A 23,227-nucleotide genomic window follows, 5' to 3' on the forward strand; every position below is an offset into this window, starting at 1 on the left:
ACAGGAACGACGCGATTTGAGTGTTTGGATCGTTGAAACTCCGCATCACGGTATTTCAGTCAGGTGCCGTGGGAAAGGCGCGAATGCCCTCGGTTCGGTCATGCCGGCACCGCAGGACGCGCCGGCCCGCAGATTGGCGGGCAGGGTGAAATCCATCGCAAGTTCATCCGTCTCGGGCAGTGCATGGAGACGAGAATGGCAATAGTAGTCGCATTGGCGGATCGGCGACCGCGGGCGCCGCGTCCTCAGGACAAGGAACCCCGCGAAGCCAAGATCCTCTGGTTCACCGGCGTCCGCTACGAGCGGCTGGCCGAGAGCCCGAGACATGGCCCGGCGCCTGCGCCGCGCGCCACCAAAAAGTAACGTCCGTTCAACCTCAGCGGGCGCTAAACTGCTCGCAGCCGGCTTCCGTCAGGAAGTTTCGCGCCGCTTCATCGAAACTCGCCTGCGGCGCCAGCGTCCGCAGCACGGCGTAACCGTCCGGCCGCGCCATTTCCACCAGGATCGCCTGTTCCAACTCCGGGGGCAGGTTCTTGCGCAGGTCCGTCAGCTGGATCGGACCGCCGGCCAGCACATCGAGCGCGCCGCCGACCGAGGTCCGGTCATTCATGCTGAACACCTCGTTGGAGGCGCTGTCGTAGATGGCGATCGACCAGAAGGGCACATTGCCCTTGGCGGTGAAATGCACCGGGCCATCCTCGACGTCGAAGGAGCAGACGGCGGTGCGCACGAAGGGATCGCCATTGGCAAGCCCCGCCTCGTCATACTGGTCGTTCAGCAGGTAGAAATTGTTGAGCTCACCTTCCGCCTCCACGCGGGTCGCCGCGTCCCTGCCGGTGAAATGCGGCAGCGAAAGGATGATGACGAGATGCAGAAGCGCTGCGCCGAAAAGGCCGGTCAGGATGGCGAAAATGATCCTAAGCATTGCCGCATCCGGTCTTGGTGAGCTTGGGCATTGCGAGGTCGATCACGCCGGAACTGCCGGCCGTCGGCGTATCGAACAAGGTCAGAACGAGCCGGAAGGTGCCGGCCTGCGGCAGGGCCAGCCAATTGCCCGGCTGGGCGACAGCGGAGATCTCGATCGAGAAGCTGCTGTCGGGTTGGCGCAGCACCGTCCAGGAGTTCAGCGCCGCGGGAAGCCCGGTCTTCACCGCCGCCGGATTGCCGCCATTGTCGGCCGTAAAAAGCGTCCACAGCCGGGCGGGCGGCGTCTGCCCGCTGATGCGGTAGCGGCAGCCGGCATTCAGCCGCGCGCCCGCGTCGTCGACGCTTGCCGTGAAGGTCAGCCCCTCGGCACTGCCGTAAAGCAGCTTGCCGGCGCGGGCCCGGTGCGACTTGGCGTAAGGATCGGCATCGACCGTCTGCAACGCCGGAAAGGCCTCCCAGGCACCAAGCTTGATTGCCCCGAAGCCCTGCGTCGCATCCAGCGCATACAGCGAAATCATGATCCCGCCGCCAAAGGCGACGATGAGCGTGATCAGGATAAAAAGGGGGAATCGAAACACGTTATGACCTTGGAAACCATATCGGATGAAAGGGTTACCACTGATTCTGGCAGGGTGGAATGGCGGGCAGTGACATAGACGTCGATCTGTCCGGGGTCGCGGGACATGCGTGCCTGTGATTTGCCCCTCACCCTAACCTCTCCCCGTAAGCGGGGCAGGGGACGTGCCCTGCGAGAGGCCGGTTGGGGACGGAGAGGTTGCGGCTAGGTCCCTTCGCCCCGCGAGCGGGGGTCCGAAGGACGGGTCGAGAGCGTGGCTCGACCCCGTCGGTGGCGGCAGCCCGATAAGGGGCCGGTTTCGCCGATCTCCTGGGTCTGGCTACTCCGCGCTCGCAACCTTCTGCGGCGTCAGCGGGGCGGCGTCCTTCAGCTTTTTGCCGAGGTCTTTCAGGATATTCGTCGATTGTACCGAGAGCATGCGCGGCCGGATGAGCTGCGGCAATCCGTCCTGCGGTTTGGCGGCGGCGGTCTTGGCGGCATCCTTCTCGGAGGGCGGGGGATTTTCGACGCCGGGGATGCCCCGCAGAGTCACACCCTGATGGGCGTAGTCCATGGCCCGCTTGAAGGTCATTGCCGGCAGCGAGCCGCCGGTCATCTCGTTGGTCGAGGTGTAGTCGTCATTGCCGAACCAGACGGCGCAGGTGTAGTTGCCGGTGAAACCGACGAACCACGCGTCGCGATAGGCCTGGGTCGTGCCGGTCTTGCCGGCGGTCAACACGCCGTTGTCGAGAGCCGCCTTGCGCGCGGTTCCGACATAGGGCACGCGCGACAGCATCTGGTTCATATAGGCATCGGCCTGCTCCGACAGCACGCGTTTGGGCGCCGGCTCGTCACGGTCGAAATCATAGAGCACATCGCCTTCGTAATCGAGGATCTGGCTGATGCCGTGGCGGCGCGACTGATATCCGCCGGCCGGGAAGGTGGCATAGGCTGTCGCCTGGTCGAGCACGGTCACTTCGGAGGTGCCGATCGGGATGGTGACGTCGTCGCGGATCGGCGTTTCGACACCGAGATTTTTCGCCATCGCCCGGATCGGCTGGATGCCGAGCTTCTCCTTGGCGAGCCGCACCGGCACGGTGTTGATCGACTGGGCGATCGCGGTCGCGAGCGTGATGCGCCCGACATAGCGGTTGGCGTAATTGTGGGGGCTCCAGTTGCCCCAGTAGATCGGCGCGTCGACGATCGTCGTCTGCGGCGTCATGCCGCTCTCCATCGCCAGGGCATAGGTATAGACCTTGAAGGAGGAGCCCGGTTGGCGCAGCGCCCTGGTGGCGCGGTTGAACTGGCTTTCGCCGTAATCCCGCCCGCCGACCATGGCGCGCACGGCGCCGCCGTTTTCGATCATCACCAGGGCACCCTGCTTGGCGTGATAGGCCTCGCCATATTCGCGCAGCGACGTCTCGACCGAATCTTCGGCCGCCTTCTGGATGCCCATGTCGATCGTCGTGCGCACGATCAGCGAATGCTGGTGGAAGCGCGGCGAAAGCCGCTGCACCTCGTCGAAAGCCCAGTCGAGGAAGAAATCCGGCGATTCCACCTCGTTGCGGTCGACGACGGTGGCCGGGCTGCGCCGGGCGGCGATCACCTGGCCCTCTGTCATCAGCCCGCTCTGCACGAGATTGGTCAGCACCTCGTTGGCGCGGGCGCGGGCTGCCGGCAGGTTGACATGCGGCGCATATTTGGCCGGCGCCTTGAACAGGCCGGCCAGCATGGCGGATTCGGCGAGGTTCACGTCGGTGATTTTCTTGCCGAAATAGAATTGCGCCGCTGCCGCCGCGCCGAAGGTGCCGCCGCCCATATAGGCGCGGTCGAGATAGGTGGAGAGGATTTCCTTCTTGGAAAGGTTAGCCTCGAGCCAGAGCGCCAGGAAGGCTTCGGTGACCTTGCGGTCGATCGAACGCTCGTTGGAGAGGAAGAGGTTCTTGGCGAGCTGCTGGGTCAGCGTCGAGCCGCCCTGCACGACTTCGCCGGCCTGGGCGTTGGTGACCATGGCACGGAAGAGACCGATGGCGTCGATGCCGAAATGGTCGAAGAAGCGCCGGTCTTCGGTGGCGAGCACCGATTTGATCAGCGAATCCGGCAGTTCGTCGATCGGCACGGAATTCTGATGGATGACGCCCCGGTGGCCGATGACGCTGCCGTAGCGGTCGGTGAAGGTGACGGCGAAATCGCCGCGGTTGCGCCAGTCCTCCTTGGTCGCTTCGAAGGCCGGCTGGGCAAGCGCCAGCATCAGCACCGCGCCGACCGTGCCGAGGGTCAGCCCTTCGCCGGCCAGTTCGAAGACCACGCGCTTCCAGCCGCGCACGCGGAAACGGCGGAAGAAGATGGTGGTGTCTTCCCAGATCTCGGCGGCGCGGAAGCCGGCGTTCCAGACGGTCGAATCGATCCACGAATCGATGCGCAGCAGAATGTGACGGCTCTTCGCCGGCCGCCTGCCAGCGTCCGCTGTCTGTTTTTCTGCCCCTTTTTCAGGCCCTTTTTCAGGGTTGTCCGGATCCTGCACGTCCTGTATTCCCGCCTGATCGCGCTTGCTTCATGTCCGGCCGCCGGAAAGCGACGAAAGCGCGAGGCCCGATGGGCCCGAAAAGCTTTCCGATGCCAGGAGAAAGTTCTCCGGTACCAGGAGCATGCTGAAGAAATGATTGATTTTGTGGCGGATAACAAGAGAGTAGAGCGGCGGTCACGCGAATTTGCGGGCCGCTGTTGCAAGAAACGACGATGAACGATCTGCCCTTCTGGAAGACCAAGACGCTGGCCGAAATGACTGCCGCCGAATGGGAAAGCCTTTGCGACGGCTGCGGCCTCTGTTGTCTCAACAAGATCGAGGAATGGGATAGCGGCGATATCTATTTCACCTCGGTCAGCTGCAAGCTGCTCGACAGGCAGAGCTGTCGCTGCTCGAGCTATGAGAACCGCTGGGATTTCGTACCGGACTGCGTGCAGCTGACCAAGGAGAACGTGCCCCAAATCGCCTGGCTGCCGCCGACCTGCGGCTACCGGCTGATCAACGAGGGCCGCGATCTCTACTGGTGGCATCCGCTCGTCTCCGGTGACCCCGAAACGGTACATGCCGCCGGCATTTCCGCCCGCGGCCGCACGATCAGCGAAACCGAGATCGATATCGAGGATCTCGAGGATTACGTCGTCGACTGGCCGCTGACCGTCGGCGAGGCGAAGGACGAGGAAGAGGAAGAGGCGTAAGCGGGTTCACGCTCTCACCGCGGCGAGAAAACGCCGCAGTTCCGTCTCCACATAGGCGGCCACCGGCCCTTCGGCGCTGAAACCCCACCAGGTCAGCGAGCCCTGCCATTGCGACAGCATCAGGCGGGCGATCGTCTCCGGCGCTTGCGCCGATCCGAAACAGCCTGTGATCGCCGCCGTCAGTGCCTTTCCCCAGGCCGCGCCCCGGGCGCGCAGCACCGGATCGCGAAAATCCTCACGAAGCACCAGAAGTCCCTCGCCATAGGCGGCGGCATTGTCGCCGTAATCCTGCGACAGGCCGACGAGCAGCGCGACCGCGCCATCCGGCGTTTTCGGCACGCTTTCAGCGAGCCTTGCCGTTTCCGCGTCCAGCCTGTCCCAGGCATAGAGCAGCGCAGCACGCAGCATCGCGGCCTTCGTCGCAAAACGCTGCACCAGCGTCGAGCCGGAAAGGCCGCTCGCCTTTGCCACTGCCGCAAAGGTCGCGGCATCCGGCCCTTCAGCCTGGATCAGCGCCAGCACCATGGCGAGAAGCTGCTCATCGGACAGGGTGCGGCGGCGCGGCATGAAATTCCCTCTTGCATTCAGCTTATTTATGAACGAGCATTCGTTTATATACAATGGGCGTTTTTCGGTTCTAACGCGGAGGATGGCGAAATGACAGCGGAGTTGCGGGAGAAAGCGGCTTTGGTGGCCGGCGCGACGCGCGGTGCGGGCCGCGGTATTGCGGTGGAACTCGGCGCCGCCGGCGCAACGGTTTATGTGACGGGGCGCACGACGCGCGCCCATCAATCCGAATATGCCAGGCCGGAGACGATCGAGGAGACGGCCGAGCTGGTGACGGCGGCGGGCGGCAGGGGCATTGCCGTGCAGGTGGATCATCTGGTCGCCCATGAAGTCGAGGCGCTTGTCGCACGCATCCGGGCGGAAACCGGAAGGCTCGATATTCTCGTCAATGACATCTGGGGCTGCGAGAAGCTGTTCGAATGGGACAAACCCGTCTGGGAGCATTCGCTGGACAAGGGGTTGCGGATGCTGCGCCTCGGCATCGAGACGCATCTGATCACCGCCCACTACGCGCTGGCGCTGATGATCGAACGGCCGGGCGGGCTCTTGGTCGAGGTGACCGACGGCACGGCGGAATACAACGCCGCGCATTACCGGCTGTCGCCCTTTTACGACCTGGTCAAGACAAGCGTCATCCGCATGGCCTGGGCGCATGCCCAGGACCTCGCGAAACACGGCGCCACTGCTGTTTCGATCACCCCCGGCTGGCTGCGCTCCGAAATGATGCTGGATGCCTATGGTGTCAGCGAGGCGAACTGGCGCGACGCGACGAAGGTCGAGCCGCATTTCGCCATTTCCGAAACGCCGCGCTTCGTCGGCCGCGCGGTGGCCGCCATCGCCGCCGATTCCGATCGCGCCCGCTGGAACGGCCAGTCGCTGTCGAGCGGCGGGCTGGCCAAGATCTACGGCTTCGATGACATCGACGGTTCCCGGCCGGATTGCTGGCGCTACCTGGTGGAGGTGCAGGAGCCGGGCAAGCCGGCGGATGTGACCGGCTATCGCTGAGCGCCCTTAGAACAGGATGATTTTAGGCCCGGTCGGCCTGATGCATGTCGCCCGGAAGTGTGCGGCGGTTCCGGGACAACGACATGCATAAAAGCAAAGGGCTAAAGCGCGTCGCATGAATCAAGTTTGATGCGATGCGCTTTAGATCTGAATCCTGTTCTAAATTTTCGGCATCATGCTCTAGCTTGCGGCTCTGAGCCGGGCCACGTCACGAAACGACACCAGCCGCCTCGTCTGTTCGTCCCAGAGCACCAGCTTGACGCAGCGCAGGCTTTCCATGAGCGTGATGCGGCCGATACCGGCCAACTCGGGATGGTCCCTCAGCACCTCCGGCAGCCGATAATAAGGCACCCGGCTCGCCAGATGATGCACATGGTGGATGCCGATATTGCCGGTGATCCAGCGTAGCACCGGCGGCAGGTCGTAATGCGAGGCACCGTGAAGCGCCGCATGCTGGAACTGCCAGTCCGGTTTCTTCGACCAGTGCGTTTCCTCGAACTGGTGCTGGACATAGAACAGCCAGACGCCAGCGGCTCCCGCTAGAAGCACGATCGGCAGGTGAACCAGCAGGAAGGGAACGATCCCACCCGCCCAGATCAATAAGGCGGCGGCCAGAGCGATGGCAAGGTTGGTCGCCATGGTCGAGATCCAGGGCAGGGGGCCGGAGCGCATCATGCCGAAGGGCAGTCGCTGCTTGAAGATGAACAGCCATGCCGGCCCGATCCCGAACATGACGGCTGGGTGCCGGTAGAGCCGGTAGGCAAGCCGCCCCCGGCGGGACCGCGCGTTATATTCGGCGATCGTCAGTGTCTCGATGTCGCCAACGCCGCGCTCGTCGAGGTTTCCGGCCGAGGCGTGATGTTCCGCATGCGCCCGACGCCAGTAGTCGTAAGGCGTCAGCGTCAATATGCCGATCGTGCGCCCGACCCAGTCGTCGAGGCGGCGGCGGGCGAAAAATGAGCCATGGCCGCAATCGTGCTGGATCATGAACAGCCTGAGCAGGAAAGCGGCCGCCGGAACGACGAGGATCAGGCCCGGCAAAAAGCCGTAACGAACGGCCGCCCATGCGGCGGCCCAGAACAGCGCAAAGGGAACAGCTGTGACGGCCAGTTCGAAGGCACTGCGTGTGGCCCTCGGCTGGCGATATCCTGCAAGGATCTTCAACCAGGCTTTTTCGGCGAAAAGTGCGGACGGTGCTGCAGGTTTCTGCGGATTTTCACAAGGCTCGTCCAAGGCGGCAAGCCGGATTTCCTCGCTCTCGAAGCGGTGCGCGCGTTCGATCACGAAATATCGTCGCAAAAGGCTGCGACGCTCGACGGATCGCCGATGCGGTTGATTATGTGAAGAGGAGTCATGCTCTGTGGCACCTTCCGGCTTTTTCGAAAACACGATCATCGCTGATCGCGCGCGTCCCGGCAGGACGCGCTGCCGCTTTTAGCCACACATCACCCATTACGCAAATCGATCCCGATTTGCGTTTGTCATGGAGGCGGCGAGGGGCGATTCACCCGAGGGCTCGATGCGCGCTTATTTCTTCGGCGCGCTGCTTCCGTGCGGGGCGGCCTGGGCCGCGGCCTTCATCTGGCCTGCGAAGGTGCCTGCCATCTTCGGCGCCAGCTTGTCCTTCTTCGGTTTGCGAGCCTCGCGATTGCTTCTCAACTGACCTTTTGCCATCGATCGATCTCCTGTTCAGACGAATGCAAAGCGCGTTTTCAGCTTCGCGCGCCGGGTTTGAGGTTTGTCTTGCACCTGTCGCTGGGCAATCCCTGGATCGCATAACGGTCGTATACCGGAGTGACTGGTTTCGGCGGCGCTTTCAGCTTGCCAAAGTAGTGTTCGAGCGCCTGCGAAAGCATGGCGGGCGACGTTACGCCCTCCTGAAACAGCTTGATCAGCAGCATCGCTGCGACATTGCAGCCCTTGCCGTCGTCGATCGCGATTCTGGCCTCGTAGCCCGCATTGTCGAGTACGGACTGAAGCATGTCGAGATCGGACGAGGTCAGGTATGGCTTTTTGGAAGTGGAAGACATCGGTCCTCCTTTCGTCGGGGCGAAGGTATTCATATCCCTCAGTCGGCAGCGCCCGTTCAATGCCTGCCGCGGCGAAACCATGCGCCTTTCGCCGAGGCAAGGCAATGGGAATCTCGCTGTGAATATTCGTTTTTGCTTATGAATGGCCGCACCGAAAAAGGTGCGGGCGCAAGGGTCATTCCGCCGCCTGATAGGCGGGCCTCCGGACGGCCGATGCCCTCGGACCTGCGGCCGCAAGCAAGGTGATGGCGATGGCAAGCAGCGCCACGAAGGCGACGCCGGCGACATACGGGTCCCACCCGAAATTCGGCGCGGCGCCGAAGACTGCCGAAGCGGCGGCAAGCACGATGCCGCCGCCGATCTGGAAGGAGGCGAAGAGCAGACCGGAGGCGAGCCCCCGATTTGGGAAAGCCCCACGCTCGCACGAGCCTGTGGGCAAATTGAGTAAGCACTTGTGTTTCCTATTGCTCACAATATCCTGCTGTTGCGCATGTGAGCATAAAGCGGCCGCCTGGCGTCATGAAACACAAGCCGCGTAGCCAAGAACCAGCATCGGTTGGCGAGCCGAAAATGCTGATGACCAGTTCCCGCCAATTCCTCGAAGGATGTTCGACATGGATAACCATGCCGTAATTGAAGCTCTGCTCATAACTGGAGATCAAAGGGCTGCGCTCATAGAGATAACCGCGTGTTCGAGAAGGTCGTTAATCGGATCGAACCCGAGAATGAAAACCTTACCCGCAAGCTGTGGGACCCCGGCGACTACATTGACAACCATTTCTTTCAGGACAAGGAGTTGCCGATGAAACTCGATAATGCCGACTACCTGATCGACGCGTTCTTGGTGCATCACGTCATCGACCCAGCTGTGCAGGCGGACAGGCAAGCCGAGCAGTCGACAAACTAGCAAGAGCCGCATGTCTTTTAGCCCCGGTTTTCCGGGGCTTTTTTCAGCAGTTTAACCGCGAGCGGATATGGGTTGGACAATGTTTATTTTCAGAAACTCCGTCGTCCATGTTGGCTCTTGGGTGGCTTTTATTGGATGCGCCTTTTGGGCCTACTCAAAGCCGGGCTATGAACCAATCATCGGCTTGTCCTCGGAGTTGTCGGAATTGCTTCCAACCAGCAACCCCTCCCTTTCTTCGGCAAGAAGGGCCTGGGCCTGACGCCGGAGCAGAAAATCGCGCTACGGGACAAATGGCGGCCCATTTTCAAAGCCTATTTTTTACAGGCGGCCAAAGAAAATGCCTTTCCGATGCCATCGTTCACGACGTCGCCCGCGTCGATGAGTACCCGGAAATCAACGAAAAAGAGAAACGCATTTCCTCATGGTTCCGGGTCGGCCTTATGGGCACCTATGATCGAGGCGTCCTGCTCGGCCTTCGAAGTTCCGGCTGCCGCGTGACGATTTCAAGAGCCGCGGCCGGACGGTCCCTTCACATCTCACCCTTGTGGAAATAGGCTTCGAGCCGGTAGCCGTCGGGATCGATGACGAAGGCGGCGTAATAGAAGCGGCCGTAATCCGGCCGGATACCCGGTTCGCCGTTGTCGGTGCCGCCGGAAGCGATAGCCGCCGCGTGAAAGGCGTCGACAGCGGGCTCGTTCGGGGCGACCAAGCAGAAATGCAGCCCGGATTGCATGTCGGCGACAACGGGATGCTCGGCCTGTATCACCCAGAGGCCGACCTCGTCGGCGCCGTAGCCGATCACGCCATCGGAATTGGAGAGGCGCTCATAGCCGAGCGGCGCCAGCGCCGCATCATAGAAACGGCGGGCTCTTTCGAGGTCTTTGACGCCGATGGAGACATGATCGAACATGGGCTGCAAACTCCTTTCATCTCAAGATCAATGCAACACCAGCATCTTTATCAATGCAACACCAGCATAAATGGCCAGGCGACGAAAGTGAATCCGTTCGAACGTCCAGGCAGCGTTCGCGGGGCTGATGCGGCTCACTGCAGCTGCGGTTTTTTCAGAAAGCTGTTGCGGTCGGCGGACTTGACGCGCAGCCAGGCTTCGCGGCCGTTGCGCAGGATCCGCATCGGGATCTCGGCGCCGGCCGGGCCACTGCTCCAGAGCTTGCGGTAGAAATCGGCCAAGCCATCGACCTCTTCGTCGCGAATCTCGGAGATGATATCGCCCTGACGCAGGCCGGCCTCGGCGGCCGGACCGCCTTCGGCCACGCTCATCACCACCACGCCGCTGTTGCTCTCGGCGGAGAATGCGCCGAGCCAGGGCCGTGGCGGCTTGTTGACCTGACCGCGGTTCAGGAGGTCGTCGAGGATCGGCGGCAAAAGATCGATCGGCACGACCATATTGATATCGGCGATCTCGCCATCCTGGCTCATCTGCAGGCGAAGCGAACCGATGCCGAGAAGCTTGCCGTCGGCGCCGATCAACGCTGCCCCGCCCCACGCCGGATGGGCCGGTGCGGTAAAAATCGCCTCATCCAGCAGATACTCCCAGTAGCCGGCGAATTCCTGCCGGGCGACGATGTTTGCCTGGACGAACTCGCCGATTCCATCGGCAAGCACGACGGGATCGCCGGGCCTGGCCGCGGCCGCATCCCCGATAGCCACCGCCGGAGCGTTCAGAACGCCGAGCGCCTGCACCAAGCCGAAGCCGCTTTCCTGATCATAGGCAAGGGGATGGGCGGGAACCACCCGGCCGTCTTGGGTCGTCAGCCAGACTTCCTCCGCCTCGGTGATCAGATAACCGATGGTCAGCACCAGCCCGTTGTCGCGAATGACGACGCCGCTGCCCTCCCGGACCGTGCCCAGCGTCTCCGCCGTGAAGGCATCTTCCGGAATGGAGGAACGGACGGCCACAACTGACCGCAGGATCGGATCGATATTCATGCTTTTATCCCGAGGGCGCCGCCGCGCGAGACCGAAAGCCGGCGCGCCTCCCTAATAGGTAAGAAGATGAAGGGGTGGCGGCAAGGCTGGCGCGACGGGAATTTCCGCACCCGCCTGCCGCGGCGTGGAGGGATGCCGGGAATATCCGGGGGTGACAGCGCCGCTGCGCAACAATATACAGTCAATCCTATCAGGAATCAGACGGGCACGGATCACGACATGAAGGACTGGCATCCCGATCTCAGCCGCAGCAGCAGCCCGCGTTACATGGCGATTGCCGATCTGATCGAAATGGATCTGCGCAGCGGCCAACTGGTGGTTGGAGACCGGCTGCCGCCGCAGCGCGACCTCGCCAAGCGGCTGAATGTCGATTTCACCACCGTGGCCAGAGGTTATGTCGAGGCGCAGAAGCGCGGGCTTGTCGAGTCGCATGTCGGCCGGGGCACCTTCGTCACCGGCCGCGCTGGCAAGGCGCGGCAGGCCTTCGCGCCTGACACCGTACCCGATCCGCGCCGCGCATCGATCGTTGATTTCTCGATGAACATGCCGCCGGAACTGGATGATCCGGAATTGCTCGCCGGCATGCGCGAGGGCATGTCGGCGGTGACCGCCAGTCTCGTTCCGCTTCTGCGTTACCAGGGCTTCGGCGGCTCCGGCATGGATAAGGACGCCGCCGCCGCCTGGCTTGGCCGCCGCGGGCTCACGCCATCGCAGGAGCGGATCTTCGTCACGCCGGGCGCCCATCCGGCTCTGCTGGCGATCTTCGGCCTGCTGGCAAAGCCGGGTGAGACCGTGCTGTCGGAAATAATCACCTATCCCGGCATGCGCTCGATCGCCGCCCAGCTGCGGCTCAATCTCGCCGGCCTGCCGATGGACGAGGACGGTGTCCTGCCGGAGGCCCTTGCTAAGGCCTGCGAGCGGTTGAAGCCGAGGGCGCTCTATCTCAATCCGACGCTGCAGAACCCGATGACGCTGACGATTTCAACTGGCCGGCGCGGGGAAATCGCGGCCGTCGCCCGCAGATATCAGCTGCCGATCGTCGAGGACGATGCCTATGGCTTCATTCCACAGCAAGGTCCGGCGCCGCTGGCGGCAATGGCACCGGATCTGACCTGGCATATTGGCGGCCTGGCGAAATGCCTCGGCGCGGGCCTGCGCCTTGCCTATGTCGTGGCGCCCGACAGCAAGGCCGTATGGCCTTTCGTCAGCGCCATGCGCGCCAACAACGTCATGGCTTCGCCTTTGACCATGGCGCTCGCCACCCGCTGGATCGAGGACGGCACGGCCGATGCGATCCTGCGCTTCGTCCGCACCGAGGCCGCCGCCCGCCAGCAGATGGTCGCCGCCACCCTGCCGGCCGGCAGCTACCGCGCCGATCCGATCAGCTTCAACATCTGGCTGCCGCTCGCCAATGGCTGGACCCGTTCCACCTTCGGCAGCCATATGCGTTCCTCCGGCATCGGCGTCGTGGCAAGCGATGCCTTCACCGTCGAGGGCGCCGCCCCGGAAGCGGTGCGGGTCTGCCTCGGCGGTCCGATCACCCGGGAGAGACTGCACGGCGCACTGGAATTCATGGCCCATGCGCTGGAAGGCCCGCCGGAGATGGCGGCGTCATTCTTCTAAGCTGGCAGCTTTCAACTTGCCCTCGGGCCCGCTGCGGGTCTCCTCCCTTTCGATGATGTGATGTCTGCGGTTGCCTGGTCGGCAGCGGACGGCGATCTGCGGCATTCTGGCAAGTTGACTGGCGATTGATGCGTAATGTATCCGTATTGAATGCATACATCTGTATGGCATTGATTGGCATTGAGCTGCATGCCAGAAGAAAGACGAGGTTATCATGGATACCGACTATCCCCCACTTCCTCCGATGCAGACCGGCGTCAGGGGACGCTGCCCGCGTTGCGGCCAGGGTCATATGTTCAAGGGATTCCTGACGCTGCAGCCGCAATGTGAGGTCTGCGGCCTCGATTATGCCTTCGCCGATCCGGCCGACGGCCCGGCCTTCTTCGTCATCTGCTTTGCCTGCATCCCGAGCGTGCTGCTCGGCGTCTGGCTGGAGGTAGCGTTCTCGGCGCCGATTTGGGTGCAGCTTCTGGTCACCGGCCCCTTCATGCTCGCCACCTGCATTCCGCCGCTGAGGCCGCTGAAGGGCTGGCTGGTGGCCAGCCAATATTTCTACAAGGCGGAAGAGGGCAAACTCGCCTAAAGCCTATTTCAGCGTCGCGCGCAGGCGCGGCGTCGCGAAATCGACGAGCGCCCGCAGTTTCAGCGGCACCAGCCCCTGCGAGGGATAGACGAGCTGCACCGGCGCCGGCGGCGGTTCGAAATCTTGGAGCAGCGGCGCCAGCAGGCCCGCCGCTGCGGCGCGGGCGGCCTGATAGGAGAGAACGCGGGTAATACCCAGACCGGCGACGGCCGCATCGACGGCGGCCTCGGCGGTGTTAACCGCAAGCCGAGAGCGGATCGGCACGGCAAGATCGCGCTTCCCCTCGGTGAATGTCCAGCTTCGCGTCGCGGCCATGTTCTCGAAGGTGATGCAGTCATGTGCGGAAAGATCACCTGGCTGTCGGGGTGCCGAATGTCGCGCGAGATAATCCGGGCTGGCATAGACGGTGCGGCGGATCGCGCCGAGCCGCTTGGCGATCAGGTTGCTGTCGGCCAGGGTGCCGATTCTCAGCGCCAGGTCGATATGATCCTCGACGAGGTTCGACAGCCGGTCGCCGAGCATCAGCCGCAGATTGATCTCGGGATAGACTTTGAGAAAGTCCACCACGACAGGCAGGACATGCAGCCGCCCGAAGACGATCGGCGCGGTCATCGTCAGCTCGCCCTTCGGCGCACTATATTCGCCGGCGGCCGTCCGTTCCGCCTCGTCCACCCGGTCGAGAATTTCCCGCGCCGCCTCCACATAGGAGCGTCCGGCCTCGGTCAATGTGATCTTCCGGTTGCTTCTCTGCAGCAGTTTAGCGCCGAGATGCGCCTCGAGTTCGGAGACCTTGCGGCTGACGGTTGCCAGCGGTGAACGCAGATGCCGCGAAGCGGCCGACAGGCTGCCGTGTTCGACGACGGCAAGAAGCATGCTCATGGCGTCGAGGCGGTCCATTTTATCCTTCCATCAATTGAGAACATGCCTTCCAGATTAGCATCCTACTGCAGTTCATTGGAAGGCAGTAAATTCCCCTGCAGATGGTTCGAACGGCCATCGCCGGCAAGGCCGACGCCTTGTTCCCGCCCCATCAGAGAGGAACCGTCATGAAACTCTATCATCATCCGCTGTCCGGCCATTCGCACCGGGTTCACCTGTTCCTGTCACTGCTCGGCGTGCCTTATGAACTGGTCGAGGTCGACCTGGCCGCCGGTGCACACAAGGCTCCGGAATTCCTGAAGCTCAATGCCTTCGGCCAGGTGCCGGTGCTCGACGATGATGGAGCGGTCATTTCCGATTCCGCCGCCATCCTCGTCTATCTCGCACGCAAATATGGCCGCGCCGACTGGCTGCCGGAGGACATATTGACGGCGGCGCGGATCCAGAAATGGCTCTCGGTCGCCGCGGGCGAGATCGCCTATGGGCCTTGCGCCGCCCGTCTGGTCACTGTCTTCGGCGCCAATTTTCATGCCGATGAGGTGATTGCCCGGTCGCACCGAATTCTCACGCTGGTCGAGGCGGAGCTCGCCGGCCGCGCCTTCCTGCTCGGCGACAATCCTGTCATCGCCGATATCGCACTTTACAGCTACATCGCCAATGCGCCGGAGGGCAATGTCGACACCGCGCCCTATCAGGCCGTGCGCGCCTGGCTCGACCGCATCGAGGCGCTGCCGGGCTTCGTCGGCTTCCGCAGGACGAAGATCGGCCTGGCTGCATAAAGATCGTCCCCGGTCGAAAATCGCGCCCGAAAGGAGGCCGTGATGCTGGAGCAATCAGGAGAGGATGCGGTATCGCCCTGGCATCAGGGTGAACTTGCAATGCAGCGCAGCCTCGGCGTCGTCGAACGCATGGACGGACCGGGGCGGAATTTCGTCCGCAAGGCGATGCCCGAGCAGCACCGCGCCTTCTTTCCGATGTTGCCTTTCGTCGTGCTCGGCACGGTCGATGCGAAGGGCGACGTCTGGGCGACGGTGCGGGCCGCGCAGCCGGGTTTCATGTCCTCGCCGGACCCCGAGACGCTTGAGGTCAGCCTGCCGCGCGAGCCCGCCGATCCCGCCGATGCCGGCATGGAGGATGGCGCTGCCGTCGCCATGCTCGGCATTCAGCTCGAGACCCGGCGGCGCAACCGGCTGAACGGCGTCATCCGGAGGATGGATGCCGGCGCCTTCCGCCTGCGCGTCGGCCAAAGCTTCGGCAACTGCCCGCAATATATCCAGCCTCGCGCCGCCGCCTTTATCCGCGACCCCGCTGTGCCGACAGCGCAGCCGCCGCTGCGTTCCCATGAGCTCGACAATCGCGCGCGGCGGATGGTCGAGGGCGCGGATACGTTTTTTGTCGCCTCCTATGTCGACCGGGAGAATGGCGAGCGCCAGGTCGACGTATCCCATCGCGGCGGTTATGCCGGCTTCGTGCATCTCGGCGCCGATGGCGCCCTAACCGTTCCCGATTTTGCCGGCAATCGTTTCTTCAACACGCTCGGCAATTTCCTGGTCAATCCGAAGGCCGGGCTGGTCTTCATCGATTTCGAAGCCGGCGACATGCTGCAGATGACCGGCAAGGTCGAGGTGCTTCTCGAATCGCCTGACATCGCCGCCTTTCCCAAGGCGGAAAGGCTGTGGCGCTTCACTCCCGAAAACATCGTGCTTCGCCCGGATGCCCTGCCGCTGCTGTGGAGCCGTCGCACCGATGTCTAAGCTCGAGCGCCGTCCGATGCAGAGTTGCAATATTTGTACCGATCAGTAAACTGATAACCATTCAGTACAGGAGATGTCATGTCCAGCCTCGTTCCGCCTTTCACCCTGGAGACCGCCACGCAGAAAGTCCGCCTCGCCGAGGACGGCTGGAACAGCCGCGACCCCGAGCGCGTCTCGCTCGTCTACACGCCGGACAGCCGCTGGCGGAATCGCGCCGAATTCATCACCGGCCGCGCCGAGATCGTCGCTTTTCTCACGCGCAAATGGGCCAAGGAGCTGGACTACCGGCTGATCAAGGAGATCTGGGCCTTCACCGACAATCGCATTGCCGTGCGCTTTGCCTATGAATGGCACGATGACAGCGGCAACTGGTTCCGCTCCTACGGCAATGAGAACTGGGAATTCGATGCGGCCGGCTTGATGCAGCGCCGTTTTGCCTGCATCAACGATCTGCCGATCCGGGAAACGGAGCGCAAATACCACTGGCCGCTCGGCCGCCGTCCGGACGATCATCCCGGTCTGACGGAGCTCGGCCTCTAGAACAGGATGATTTCAGCCCGGTGAAGACCGTTTATGAACGCGCTGACATCGTGCCGCTGCTCGCGGAAATCTTCCGCGAGCTCGGCTATGAGGGCGCCACGCTCAGCCGCATCACCGAACGCACCGGCATCGGCAAGGGCAGCCTTTATCATTTCTTCCCGGGCGGCAAGGAGGAGATGGCCGGCGCCGTGCTCGCCGATATCGATGCCTGGTTCGAAGAGGCGGTCTATCGGCCGCTGCGACATGATGATGCCCGTCAGGCGATCGCCGCGATGTGGACCAATGTAAATGACTACTTCCGCTCCGGCCGCCGCGTCTGCCTTGTCGGCGCCTTCGCGCTCGACGACACCCGCGAACGGTTTTCCGCGGCGATCGGCGACTATTTCATCCGTTGGATCGACGCGTTGCGTTCGGCGCTGATGCGGGCCGGCTGTACTGAAGGGGAAGCGCAGACGCTGGCCGAGGAGGGCGTCTGCTGCATTCAAGGGGCGCTGGTGCTGTCGCGCGCGCTTAGAGATGAAACGGTCTTCTCCCGGTCGCTGGAGACGCTGGCGAAGCGGCTTGGGGCCGCGACGCGATGAGGGCGGCCCTTACATCTGCGCCGCTTTGCCTGTATTTTTCAGCGCTGCTGTTGCGGCTGCCGGGTCGGGCGGATGTTCTCGCGTTCAAGGCGAATCTGGCGCCACTCGTTTTCCATCTGGTCGACGACGTGCTGGGGAATGGTGGTCTGGGTATTGACGGGCGTCTGCATCGGAAGTCTCCTCTTGTGGTGGTAAGGCTTCAGGGCGAGGAGATGCATGGCATAAGACAAAAGCCGTGTAAATCAGGGGCTTAGACACTTCAAACGATTAAGTTGATTTTAATCGATTAAGACGGTTTTAACCACGAGGCTCACGGGAAGCGCGGTATGGTTGTCCACATGGATCGGACGTTCTTTTTTGATGCGGTGCGCGAGGAGCTCTTCAAAGGAGAGCTGACTCAGCCTCAGGTAGTGGGTATCGCGGCGATTCTCGACGCCTGGGAAAGGCGGTTCGCGCAGGCAGACCGCCGATGGCTCGCCTATATCCTCGCAACCGCTTATCACGAGACCGCCTATACGATGCAGCCGGTCCGCGAGACGCTGGCTGAAAGCGATGCCCGCGCCGTCGAGATCCTGGAAGCGGCCTATGCCGCAGGCCGGCTCGCCTGGGTAAAGACGCCCTACTGGCGGCCGGACGAGGATGGCCGCTGCTGGCTCGGGCGCGGTCTGGTGCAGCTTACCCATAAGCGGAATTACGAGGCGATGAGTGGGCTGACGGGCATCGATCTCGTTGCCGATCCCGACCGGGCGATGGAGATGGATGCGGCGGTGACGATCCTAATCGAAGGCATGCTGCAGGGCAGCTTTACCGGCCACAAACTCGCCGATCACCTGAACGCGACGTCCGAGGACTGGGTCAATGCGCGCCGCATCGTCAACGGCACCGACCGGGCCGAGAAGCTCGCGGGCTACGCCGTGGTATTCAATGCTGCGATGCGTCCGGATGCCGCGCCGGGCAGGTCGCGCGGTTGAAGGCCAGGGGCGCACATGGTATCGCGCGGGCCGACCTCTGAAATCTGACAGGAGCTTCCGCGTGATCCGCCACATCGTCTTCTTCACCGTGCAGGAAGAACATCTGGAGGAGGTGAGGGCCGGGCTTTCGATCCTGACCGCCATTCCCCATGCGCGGCTGCTGGAAATCGGCACCAATGTAAAGACGGATCAGCTGGGCACCGAGATCGATCTCGTCGTCTATGGCGAATTCGACGATGAAGCGGCTCTTGCCGCCTATAAGGCGCATCCCGATTATCAGCGCTCGATCGAGCGTGTGCGGCCGCTGCGGGAAAAGCGCATCGCCGCGGACTACGACAGCCGCACAGCGGTGACGCGGCCGCTCTGAATTGGAAGGCCGTCGGCTTCCTGCCATTGTTTCCTTGAAATTTCAAAGGGATAGGAAGTTTCTCGGACACGCGGCGCTGGATGTCGAATGCAGCCGTGAGCCACCGGACCCAACTTTCGAAAAATCGGCGGCAAAGGATTCAAAAGATTCGTCAAACGCGACCGTCCATTCGTCAGCGGAAACCGCTTCCATTCCAGGCCTCATGAAACGGCCGGGCTCGGCTGGGCTGCCCGCGCGCCGCGCATCAGCGCCATCAGCATCAGCACGAAGGTCAGCGACAAGGCGGCGAGAGCGGCAGCGGTAAAAAGCGCCGGGCCGGTGCCGGCGCGGTCGAGGATGGCGGTGAAGACGACCGGGGCGATCGCATTGGCCAGGTTCTGCGGCAGCGACAGCCGGGCCGATTGCAGGCCGAATTCGCGCGGTGAAAACACCGCCAGCGGCAGAAGCGCGCGGGCGACGGTCATGACGCCGGAGCCGAAGCCGTAAAGCAGGACGAAGGTGACGAGCAGCGGCGTCGACGGACCGGCCGCCAGCATCATCAGGAAACTCATCAGCATCAGGCCGATGCCCATGGCGGCGCTGAGGACGGGGTTGCCGCGCCGGCCGAGCAGCATGTCGAGGAAACGCGCCGAGATGCCGAGCACGCCGCGGGCCGAGCCGAGCTGCAGCGCGAAGGCCGGCGTGGCGCCGGACTGGCGGAAGATCTCGAGCAGCGAGGGCGAGATGCCGAAGGTGACGAAGGTGGTAAGCGTCGTCGCCGCGGCGATCAGCAGGAAGGCCTTGCGCTGCGACGCCTTCGACAGCGGCACCGGGGCGGTGTCGGCTGGGCCGCCGTCGACATGGCCTGCGATCGGCTTCGGCAGGGCGAAGAGATGCAGCGGCAGGCAGACAAAGAGTTGCAGGCCTGCGCAAATGAGGAAGGTGAGGCGCCAGCCGACAACTTCATTGAGCAAGCTGAGGATCGGCCAGAAGATGGCGCTCGAAAGCCCGGTGAACAGCATCAATATGGCGATGACGCGCTTGCCGTTCATCCCTTCACGCTCGACGACAGCGGTATAGGCCGGCGCCGACAGGCCGAGCGCGCCGCCGACGCCGATCACGATCCAGGCGGCGGCGTAGAGAATGACGCCGTTGGCGGCGGCAAGCAGACAGAGGCCGAGGGCAAAGATCAGGGAAGCTGCCGAAAGCACCCGGGCGGCGCCGTAACGGTCAAGCCAGCGGCCGGTCGCCGGGCCGACGATGGCGCTGACCAACATCATGATCGTCAGGCCGGCAAACGCCAGCTCGTTCGCCATGCCGAGATCGGGCGCCACGATCCGGCCCATCACCCCGAGCATGTCGAAGGTCGTACCCCAGCCGATCAGCTGGGTGATGGCGAGCACGAAGACCGTCTGCGCCGAGCGGAAGCGGAGGGAGTTTGGCATTGGTGCTGAAATGGCCTGAACGCGGGAGCCGCAAGGACATAACAGTTTCAATCGGCCGGTAAAAGCTGTGATTGCAATTTCCGCCGGCCCGCCGCGCGCAGGCTTGACCCGAGCGTCCCCCGTCCAGCCCGCCGTGTGTGCCTGGAGCCGAAGACTTTAATTCCATGTGCAGAGGGGCCGCCGAAGGCCGCTGCGGCGTCGGTTTTCAGCGGCTGTCACCAGCAGTCGAGAACGGTTCTAAACGCCCTGTATTACAGCGCATTCATTTGCCATTCAGGTCACGTGAGTACATAGTCGCAGCAAGTTGGAACTACCCTTGAAAGCATAACACATGGCCTTTCCTCTGAGCGTCGCAGTAGTGGCCGCCGGGCTGGTGGTATCGGCGCCCTCATCGGACGGCGCGGGCACCCTCGTCCTGCGCGTGGCAGGCGATTGCAGCGCAGCCGCAGCCCAGGTCGTCGAGCAGACGGGCGGCCAGCTCCTGTCCGTGCAACCAGTGGGCGATAGTTGCATCATCACCGTTCTGGTGTCGGGCAACGGCCAACGTCCGCGCAAGGTGACGGTAAAGGTTCCGATGTAGGCGGAATCGGTCTATTCAGAACATGATCGATTTGAAGCGGACGAAGGCGGACCGATGCGCATCCTGGTAATCGAAGACGACGTCAACCTGAACCGGCAGCTGACCGACACGCTGAAGGAGGCGGGCTATGTCGTCGACCAGGCGTTCGACGGCGAGGAGGGCCATTTCCTCGGCGATACCGAACCCTATGACGCCATCATCCTCGATATCGGCCTGCCGGAGATGGACGGCGTCACCGTGCTGGAAAAATGGCGCGGCGCCGGCCGCGGCATGCCGGTTTTGATCCTGACGGCGCGCGACCGCTGGAGCGACAAGGTCGCCGGCATCGATGCCGGCGCCGACGATTACGTCACCAAGCCTTTCCATGTCGAGGAAGTTCTGGCGCGCATCCGGGCGCTGATCCGGCGCGCTGCCGGGCATGCCTCCTCCGAGATCGTCTGCGGGCCGGTGCGGCTCGACACCAAATCCTCCAAGGCGACGGTCAACGGCACGGCGCTGAAACTGACCTCGCACGAATATCGCCTGCTCGCCTATCTCATGCATCACATGGGCGAGGTCGTCTCGCGCACCGAACTGGTCGAGCACATGTACGATCAGGATTTCGACCGCGATTCCAACACGATCGAGGTCTTCGTCGGCCGTCTGCGCAAGAAGATGGGCGTCGACCTGATCGAAACGGTGCGCGGTCTCGGTTACCGCATCCAAGCGCCGAAACATGCGAATTAAGTCGCTCACCGCACGTGTGCTGCTGCTGACCACGGTCTGGTCGACGGTGGCCCTGGTGGTGATCGGCCTGCTGATCTCGACGCTCTACCGCAAGAGCGCCGAACGCGGCTTCCAGGATCTCTTGCGGGCGCAGCTCTATAACGTCATCAATTCGGTGACGATCGGCGATCAGGGAGCGTTGAGCGGCAGTCCGCAGCTCGGCGACCTACGCTTTGCTCAGCCGAAGACCGGCTGGTACTGGGTGGTGGAGCCGCTCGGCACCTATACGACGGCGCCGCTGGTCTCGCCCTCGCTCGGCTCGGCGCTCATTCCGGTTCCCTCCGTCGTCGAAGCGCCCTTCGACAAGAATTACGAGCGTTATTACCAGGTGACGGATGCCTCCGGGAACCGGGTGCAGGTCGCCGAAACCGAAGTGGTGCTCGACACCGACGGACGTGCGGCGCGCTTCCGCGTCACTGGCAATGTCGACGTCGTCGAGGACGATGTGCGCACCTTTTCCCACAGCCTCTATCTGGCGCTTGCCGGTTTCGGCGTCGGCAGCCTGATCGTCAATGCGCTGGCCATTCTCTACGGCTTGAAGCCGCTCGACAAGGCGCGCGCCGCCCTGGAGCGCATCCGCGCAGGCGAGAGCGAGCAGTTGAAGGGCGATTTCCCGCGCGAAATCCTGCCGCTCGCCAACGAGGTGAACGCGCTGATCGACAGCAACCGCCGTATCGTCGAGCGGGCGCGCATGCAGGTCGGCAATCTCGCCCATTCGCTGAAGACGCCGATCGCCGTTCTTTTGAACGAGGCCCGCGTTCTGGAAAAATCCCATGGCGAATTGGTGCGCAGCCAGGCGGAATCGATGCAGGGGCAGGTGCAGTCCTATCTCAACAGGGCCCGCATCGCCGCGCAGCGCGAATCCGTGCTCGCCCGCACCGATGCCGAGCCGGCGCTCGAACGGCTGGTGCGCGTCATGCGCCGCCTGAATGTCGACACTGAATTCGATCTCGTCGTCTCGCCACCGCATCTGGCCGTCGCCATGGAACAGCAGGATCTCGAGGAGACGGTCGGCAATCTCCTGGAAAATGCGGCGCGATTCGCCAAGAGCAAAGTCCGGCTTTCGGCCGTCGAGGCCGGCGAGGACGTCAAGGGCGCAGAGGCGAGCGCGCGCCGTCATTGGGTGGAGCTCGCCGTCGAGGACGACGGGCCGGGATTGGAGCCCGACCAGATCCGCGAGGCGCTGAAGCGCGGCCGCAGGCTCGACGAAAGCAAGCCCGGAACCGGGCTCGGCCTGTCGATCGTCACCGAGATTTCCAACGAATATCAGGGACGCCTCGAGCTGTCCCGTGGTGAATGGGGCGGGCTGAAGGCGAAGCTTATCCTGCCCGGCGTCACAAAGGATGTTGCATGACCAACTGCTTGATGTCACAAGGATAGTGGCAAATGAATAGCATGCTTTGCCTTAATGCTGACACGGGGACGCTGCACTTCGATCGGCTGAAATTGACCTCTGATCGTGGTTCGACGCAATGATTCTACGCTCGCAAGGCATGATCGTTTTCATCCTGCTTCTCGCCGTCGCGCTCACCGGCTGCACGACGACGAAGAGCGCTGCTTCGCGCGGCATTTTTTCCAGCAAACCCTCGGCATCGGCCGCCTTCATTACTGCGCTGCAGGGCGGCATTGTCGGCCGCAGCGGCGTCAGCTTGAGCGACAGCGACAAGCAAAGGGCGCTGGAGGCCGAATACCGGGCGCTGGAAGGGGCAGCTGCCGGCCAGCCCGTGGTCTGGAGCGGCAAGGCGGTCACCGGCAAGGTGGTGGCGGCAGCGCCCTATCAGGTCGGCTCGCAGAATTGCCGGCAATATACCCATACGCTGACGGTCGACGGCAAGGACGCCGTGGCGCGAGGCGCTGCCTGCCGCAACGACGACGGCAGCTGGTCGCCGCTCGGTTAAGATCTGATGCATGTCGCCCGAAAGTGTGCGGCGGTTCCGGGACAACGACAGGCACAAAAACAAAGAGCGAAAGCGCGCCGCATGCATTAAATTGGATG

26 protein-coding genes and 3 pseudogenes are annotated in these 23,227 nt (G+C 63.1%); 16 read left to right on the forward strand and 13 right to left on the reverse strand.

Annotated elements, in window-relative coordinates:
* Positions 1-195: 195 nt before the first annotated feature.
* Positions 196-363 (forward strand): hypothetical protein, encoded by a 168-nt coding sequence (locus A7X77_RS33380; RefSeq protein ID WP_197486792.1) that lies wholly within the window; start codon positions 196-198, stop codon positions 361-363.
* Between the two features lie 13 nt (positions 364-376).
* Here the strand turns inward: A7X77_RS33380 and A7X77_RS05425 are convergent, their stop codons facing one another.
* From A7X77_RS05425 to A7X77_RS05435, 3 genes are all read right to left on the reverse strand, one after another.
* On the reverse strand, positions 377-925 hold the full coding sequence (locus A7X77_RS05425; protein WP_064681983.1) for a DUF1254 domain-containing protein: 549 nt from the start codon (positions 923-925) through the stop codon (positions 377-379).
* On the reverse strand, positions 918-1,505 hold the full coding sequence (locus A7X77_RS05430; RefSeq protein WP_064681984.1) for a DUF1214 domain-containing protein: 588 nt from the start codon (positions 1,503-1,505) through the stop codon (positions 918-920). The genes A7X77_RS05425 and A7X77_RS05430 overlap by 8 nt, the downstream gene beginning before the upstream one ends.
* Before the next feature lie 318 nt (positions 1,506-1,823).
* Positions 1,824-4,007, reverse strand: coding sequence for a transglycosylase domain-containing protein (locus A7X77_RS05435; protein ID WP_064681985.1), 2,184 nt, complete (start codon positions 4,005-4,007; stop codon positions 1,824-1,826).
* Between the two features lie 215 nt (positions 4,008-4,222).
* Between A7X77_RS05435 and A7X77_RS05440 the strand changes: the two genes are divergently transcribed.
* Positions 4,223-4,705 (forward strand): YcgN family cysteine cluster protein, encoded by a 483-nt coding sequence (locus A7X77_RS05440; protein ID WP_064681986.1) that lies wholly within the window; start codon positions 4,223-4,225, stop codon positions 4,703-4,705.
* Positions 4,706-4,711: 6 nt separating this feature from the next.
* Here the strand turns inward: A7X77_RS05440 and A7X77_RS05445 are convergent, their stop codons facing one another.
* On the reverse strand, positions 4,712-5,272 hold the full coding sequence (locus tag A7X77_RS05445; protein WP_064681987.1) for a TetR family transcriptional regulator: 561 nt from the start codon (positions 5,270-5,272) through the stop codon (positions 4,712-4,714).
* Positions 5,273-5,362: 90 nt separating this feature from the next.
* On the opposite strand from A7X77_RS05445, the gene A7X77_RS05450 reads away from it, so the two are divergent.
* On the forward strand, positions 5,363-6,277 hold the full coding sequence (locus A7X77_RS05450; protein WP_064681988.1) for an SDR family oxidoreductase: 915 nt from the start codon (positions 5,363-5,365) through the stop codon (positions 6,275-6,277).
* Positions 6,278-6,457: 180 nt separating this feature from the next.
* On the opposite strand, the gene A7X77_RS05455 is transcribed toward A7X77_RS05450, so the two are convergent.
* The 4 genes and pseudogenes from A7X77_RS05455 to A7X77_RS05465 all read right to left on the reverse strand — a co-directional run.
* A complete protein-coding gene (locus A7X77_RS05455; protein ID WP_064682318.1) occupies positions 6,458-7,561 on the reverse strand; it encodes a fatty acid desaturase in 1,104 nt (367 codons plus the stop codon).
* A 243-nt stretch (positions 7,562-7,804) separates the two neighbouring features.
* The gene (locus A7X77_RS33385; protein ID WP_197486793.1) at positions 7,805-7,951 is read right to left on the reverse strand and encodes a hypothetical protein; all 147 of its coding nucleotides are present in this window, start codon (positions 7,949-7,951) and stop codon (positions 7,805-7,807) included.
* A 38-nt stretch (positions 7,952-7,989) separates the two neighbouring features.
* Positions 7,990-8,407 (reverse strand): annotated as a pseudogene (locus tag A7X77_RS05460) (hypothetical protein).
* A 75-nt stretch (positions 8,408-8,482) separates the two neighbouring features.
* A pseudogene (locus tag A7X77_RS05465) lies at positions 8,483-8,704 on the reverse strand (MFS transporter); the annotation flags it as partial.
* A 291-nt stretch (positions 8,705-8,995) separates the two neighbouring features.
* Here A7X77_RS05465 and A7X77_RS05470 point away from each other — a divergent pair.
* Positions 8,996-9,214 (forward strand): hypothetical protein, encoded by a 219-nt coding sequence (locus A7X77_RS05470; protein ID WP_064681991.1) that lies wholly within the window; start codon positions 8,996-8,998, stop codon positions 9,212-9,214.
* 529 nt (positions 9,215-9,743) lie between these two features.
* On the opposite strand, the gene A7X77_RS05475 is transcribed toward A7X77_RS05470, so the two are convergent.
* Both A7X77_RS05475 and A7X77_RS05480 read right to left on the reverse strand, forming a co-directional pair.
* A complete protein-coding gene (locus tag A7X77_RS05475; protein WP_064681992.1) occupies positions 9,744-10,124 on the reverse strand; it encodes a VOC family protein in 381 nt (126 codons plus the stop codon).
* A gap of 134 nt (positions 10,125-10,258) precedes the next feature.
* Positions 10,259-11,164 (reverse strand): S1C family serine protease, encoded by a 906-nt coding sequence (locus tag A7X77_RS05480; protein WP_064681993.1) that lies wholly within the window; start codon positions 11,162-11,164, stop codon positions 10,259-10,261.
* Positions 11,165-11,383: 219 nt separating this feature from the next.
* On the opposite strand from A7X77_RS05480, the gene A7X77_RS05485 reads away from it, so the two are divergent.
* Positions 11,384-12,787 (forward strand): PLP-dependent aminotransferase family protein, encoded by a 1,404-nt coding sequence (locus A7X77_RS05485; RefSeq protein ID WP_064681994.1) that lies wholly within the window; start codon positions 11,384-11,386, stop codon positions 12,785-12,787.
* Between the two features lie 214 nt (positions 12,788-13,001).
* A complete protein-coding gene (locus A7X77_RS05490) occupies positions 13,002-13,370 on the forward strand; it encodes a DUF983 domain-containing protein (RefSeq protein WP_038692381.1) in 369 nt (122 codons plus the stop codon).
* A 3-nt stretch (positions 13,371-13,373) separates the two neighbouring features.
* Here A7X77_RS05490 and A7X77_RS05495 read toward each other — a convergent pair whose 3' ends face one another.
* Entirely contained in the window at positions 13,374-14,267 is an 894-nt protein-coding gene (locus A7X77_RS05495) for a LysR family transcriptional regulator (RefSeq protein WP_064681995.1), read from the reverse strand.
* A gap of 149 nt (positions 14,268-14,416) precedes the next feature.
* Between A7X77_RS05495 and A7X77_RS05500 the strand changes: the two genes are divergently transcribed.
* The 4 genes from A7X77_RS05500 (at position 14,417) to A7X77_RS05515 (ending at position 17,124) form a co-directional block, all read left to right on the forward strand.
* A complete protein-coding gene (locus A7X77_RS05500; RefSeq protein WP_064682319.1) occupies positions 14,417-15,028 on the forward strand; it encodes a glutathione S-transferase family protein in 612 nt (203 codons plus the stop codon).
* Positions 15,029-15,070: 42 nt separating this feature from the next.
* Complete coding sequence (locus tag A7X77_RS05505) at positions 15,071-16,003, forward strand: pyridoxamine 5'-phosphate oxidase family protein (RefSeq protein WP_064681996.1); 933 nt, start codon at positions 15,071-15,073, stop codon at positions 16,001-16,003.
* A gap of 78 nt (positions 16,004-16,081) precedes the next feature.
* Positions 16,082-16,543: a DUF1348 family protein gene (locus A7X77_RS05510; protein WP_039618750.1), complete on the forward strand. Its 462-nt coding sequence runs from the start codon at positions 16,082-16,084 to the stop codon at positions 16,541-16,543.
* Between the two features lie 20 nt (positions 16,544-16,563).
* Positions 16,564-17,124: a TetR/AcrR family transcriptional regulator gene (locus tag A7X77_RS05515; RefSeq protein WP_064681997.1), complete on the forward strand. Its 561-nt coding sequence runs from the start codon at positions 16,564-16,566 to the stop codon at positions 17,122-17,124.
* Between the two features lie 38 nt (positions 17,125-17,162).
* Here A7X77_RS05515 and A7X77_RS34185 read toward each other — a convergent pair whose 3' ends face one another.
* On the reverse strand, positions 17,163-17,294 hold the full coding sequence (locus tag A7X77_RS34185; RefSeq protein ID WP_280950314.1) for a hypothetical protein: 132 nt from the start codon (positions 17,292-17,294) through the stop codon (positions 17,163-17,165).
* A gap of 156 nt (positions 17,295-17,450) precedes the next feature.
* On the opposite strand from A7X77_RS34185, the pseudogene A7X77_RS05520 reads away from it, so the two are divergent.
* Positions 17,451-18,136, forward strand: a pseudogene (locus A7X77_RS05520) (hypothetical protein).
* 20 nt (positions 18,137-18,156) lie between these two features.
* Positions 18,157-18,462 carry a Dabb family protein gene (locus A7X77_RS05525; protein ID WP_064681999.1) on the forward strand — a complete coding sequence of 102 codons (306 nt, stop codon included), beginning with the start codon at positions 18,157-18,159 and terminating at the stop codon, positions 18,460-18,462.
* Positions 18,463-18,662: 200 nt separating this feature from the next.
* On the opposite strand, the gene A7X77_RS05530 is transcribed toward A7X77_RS05525, so the two are convergent.
* Positions 18,663-19,886: an MFS transporter gene (locus tag A7X77_RS05530; RefSeq protein ID WP_197486794.1), complete on the reverse strand. Its 1,224-nt coding sequence runs from the start codon at positions 19,884-19,886 to the stop codon at positions 18,663-18,665.
* Positions 19,887-20,217: 331 nt separating this feature from the next.
* Between A7X77_RS05530 and A7X77_RS05535 the strand changes: the two genes are divergently transcribed.
* The 4 genes from A7X77_RS05535 (at position 20,218) to A7X77_RS05550 (ending at position 23,129) form a co-directional block, all read left to right on the forward strand.
* A complete protein-coding gene (locus A7X77_RS05535; RefSeq protein WP_010029158.1) occupies positions 20,218-20,466 on the forward strand; it encodes a hypothetical protein in 249 nt (82 codons plus the stop codon).
* A 54-nt stretch (positions 20,467-20,520) separates the two neighbouring features.
* Positions 20,521-21,192 (forward strand): response regulator transcription factor, encoded by a 672-nt coding sequence (locus A7X77_RS05540; RefSeq protein WP_064682001.1) that lies wholly within the window; start codon positions 20,521-20,523, stop codon positions 21,190-21,192.
* On the forward strand, positions 21,182-22,585 hold the full coding sequence (locus tag A7X77_RS05545; protein WP_008528801.1) for a sensor histidine kinase: 1,404 nt from the start codon (positions 21,182-21,184) through the stop codon (positions 22,583-22,585). Before A7X77_RS05540 ends, A7X77_RS05545 begins: the two co-directional genes overlap by 11 nt.
* A 118-nt stretch (positions 22,586-22,703) precedes the next feature.
* Positions 22,704-23,129: a hypothetical protein gene (locus A7X77_RS05550; RefSeq protein WP_064682002.1), complete on the forward strand. Its 426-nt coding sequence runs from the start codon at positions 22,704-22,706 to the stop codon at positions 23,127-23,129.
* The last annotated feature ends 98 nt before the right edge of the window (positions 23,130-23,227 follow it).

The organism is Rhizobium bangladeshense (genome assembly GCF_001662075.1).
Taxonomy (GTDB): Bacteria; Pseudomonadota; Alphaproteobacteria; order Rhizobiales; family Rhizobiaceae; genus Rhizobium; species Rhizobium bangladeshense_B.

Excerpts from the sequence above, each read along its gene's own strand:
- A7X77_RS05510 (WP_039618750.1), top strand. The coding sequence starts at position 16,082 with ATGTCCAGCCTCGTTCCGCCTTTCACCCTGGAGACCGCCACGCAGAAA.
- A7X77_RS33385 (WP_197486793.1), bottom strand. The coding sequence starts at position 7,951 with ATGGCAAAAGGTCAGTTGAGAAGCAATCGCGAGGCTCGCAAACCGAAG.
- A7X77_RS05440 (WP_064681986.1), top strand. The coding sequence starts at position 4,223 with ATGAACGATCTGCCCTTCTGGAAGACCAAGACGCTGGCCGAAATGACT.
- A7X77_RS05450 (WP_064681988.1), top strand. The coding sequence starts at position 5,363 with ATGACAGCGGAGTTGCGGGAGAAAGCGGCTTTGGTGGCCGGCGCGACG.
- A7X77_RS05500 (WP_064682319.1), top strand. The coding sequence starts at position 14,417 with ATGAAACTCTATCATCATCCGCTGTCCGGCCATTCGCACCGGGTTCAC.
- A7X77_RS05540 (WP_064682001.1), top strand. The coding sequence starts at position 20,521 with ATGCGCATCCTGGTAATCGAAGACGACGTCAACCTGAACCGGCAGCTG.
- A7X77_RS05530 (WP_197486794.1), bottom strand. The coding sequence starts at position 19,886 with ATGCCAAACTCCCTCCGCTTCCGCTCGGCGCAGACGGTCTTCGTGCTC.
- A7X77_RS05475 (WP_064681992.1), bottom strand. The coding sequence starts at position 10,124 with ATGTTCGATCATGTCTCCATCGGCGTCAAAGACCTCGAAAGAGCCCGC.
- A7X77_RS05495 (WP_064681995.1), bottom strand. The coding sequence starts at position 14,267 with ATGGACCGCCTCGACGCCATGAGCATGCTTCTTGCCGTCGTCGAACAC.
- A7X77_RS05425 (WP_064681983.1), bottom strand. The coding sequence starts at position 925 with ATGCTTAGGATCATTTTCGCCATCCTGACCGGCCTTTTCGGCGCAGCG.
- A7X77_RS05490 (WP_038692381.1), top strand. The coding sequence starts at position 13,002 with ATGGATACCGACTATCCCCCACTTCCTCCGATGCAGACCGGCGTCAGG.
- A7X77_RS05445 (WP_064681987.1), bottom strand. The coding sequence starts at position 5,272 with ATGCCGCGCCGCCGCACCCTGTCCGATGAGCAGCTTCTCGCCATGGTG.
- A7X77_RS33380 (WP_197486792.1), top strand. The coding sequence starts at position 196 with ATGGCAATAGTAGTCGCATTGGCGGATCGGCGACCGCGGGCGCCGCGT.
- A7X77_RS05545 (WP_008528801.1), top strand. The coding sequence starts at position 21,182 with ATGCGAATTAAGTCGCTCACCGCACGTGTGCTGCTGCTGACCACGGTC.
- A7X77_RS05480 (WP_064681993.1), bottom strand. The coding sequence starts at position 11,164 with ATGAATATCGATCCGATCCTGCGGTCAGTTGTGGCCGTCCGTTCCTCC.
- A7X77_RS05550 (WP_064682002.1), top strand. The coding sequence starts at position 22,704 with ATGATTCTACGCTCGCAAGGCATGATCGTTTTCATCCTGCTTCTCGCC.
- A7X77_RS05535 (WP_010029158.1), top strand. The coding sequence starts at position 20,218 with ATGGCCTTTCCTCTGAGCGTCGCAGTAGTGGCCGCCGGGCTGGTGGTA.
- A7X77_RS05485 (WP_064681994.1), top strand. The coding sequence starts at position 11,384 with ATGAAGGACTGGCATCCCGATCTCAGCCGCAGCAGCAGCCCGCGTTAC.
- A7X77_RS05505 (WP_064681996.1), top strand. The coding sequence starts at position 15,071 with ATGCTGGAGCAATCAGGAGAGGATGCGGTATCGCCCTGGCATCAGGGT.
- A7X77_RS34185 (WP_280950314.1), bottom strand. The coding sequence starts at position 17,294 with ATGCAGACGCCCGTCAATACCCAGACCACCATTCCCCAGCACGTCGTC.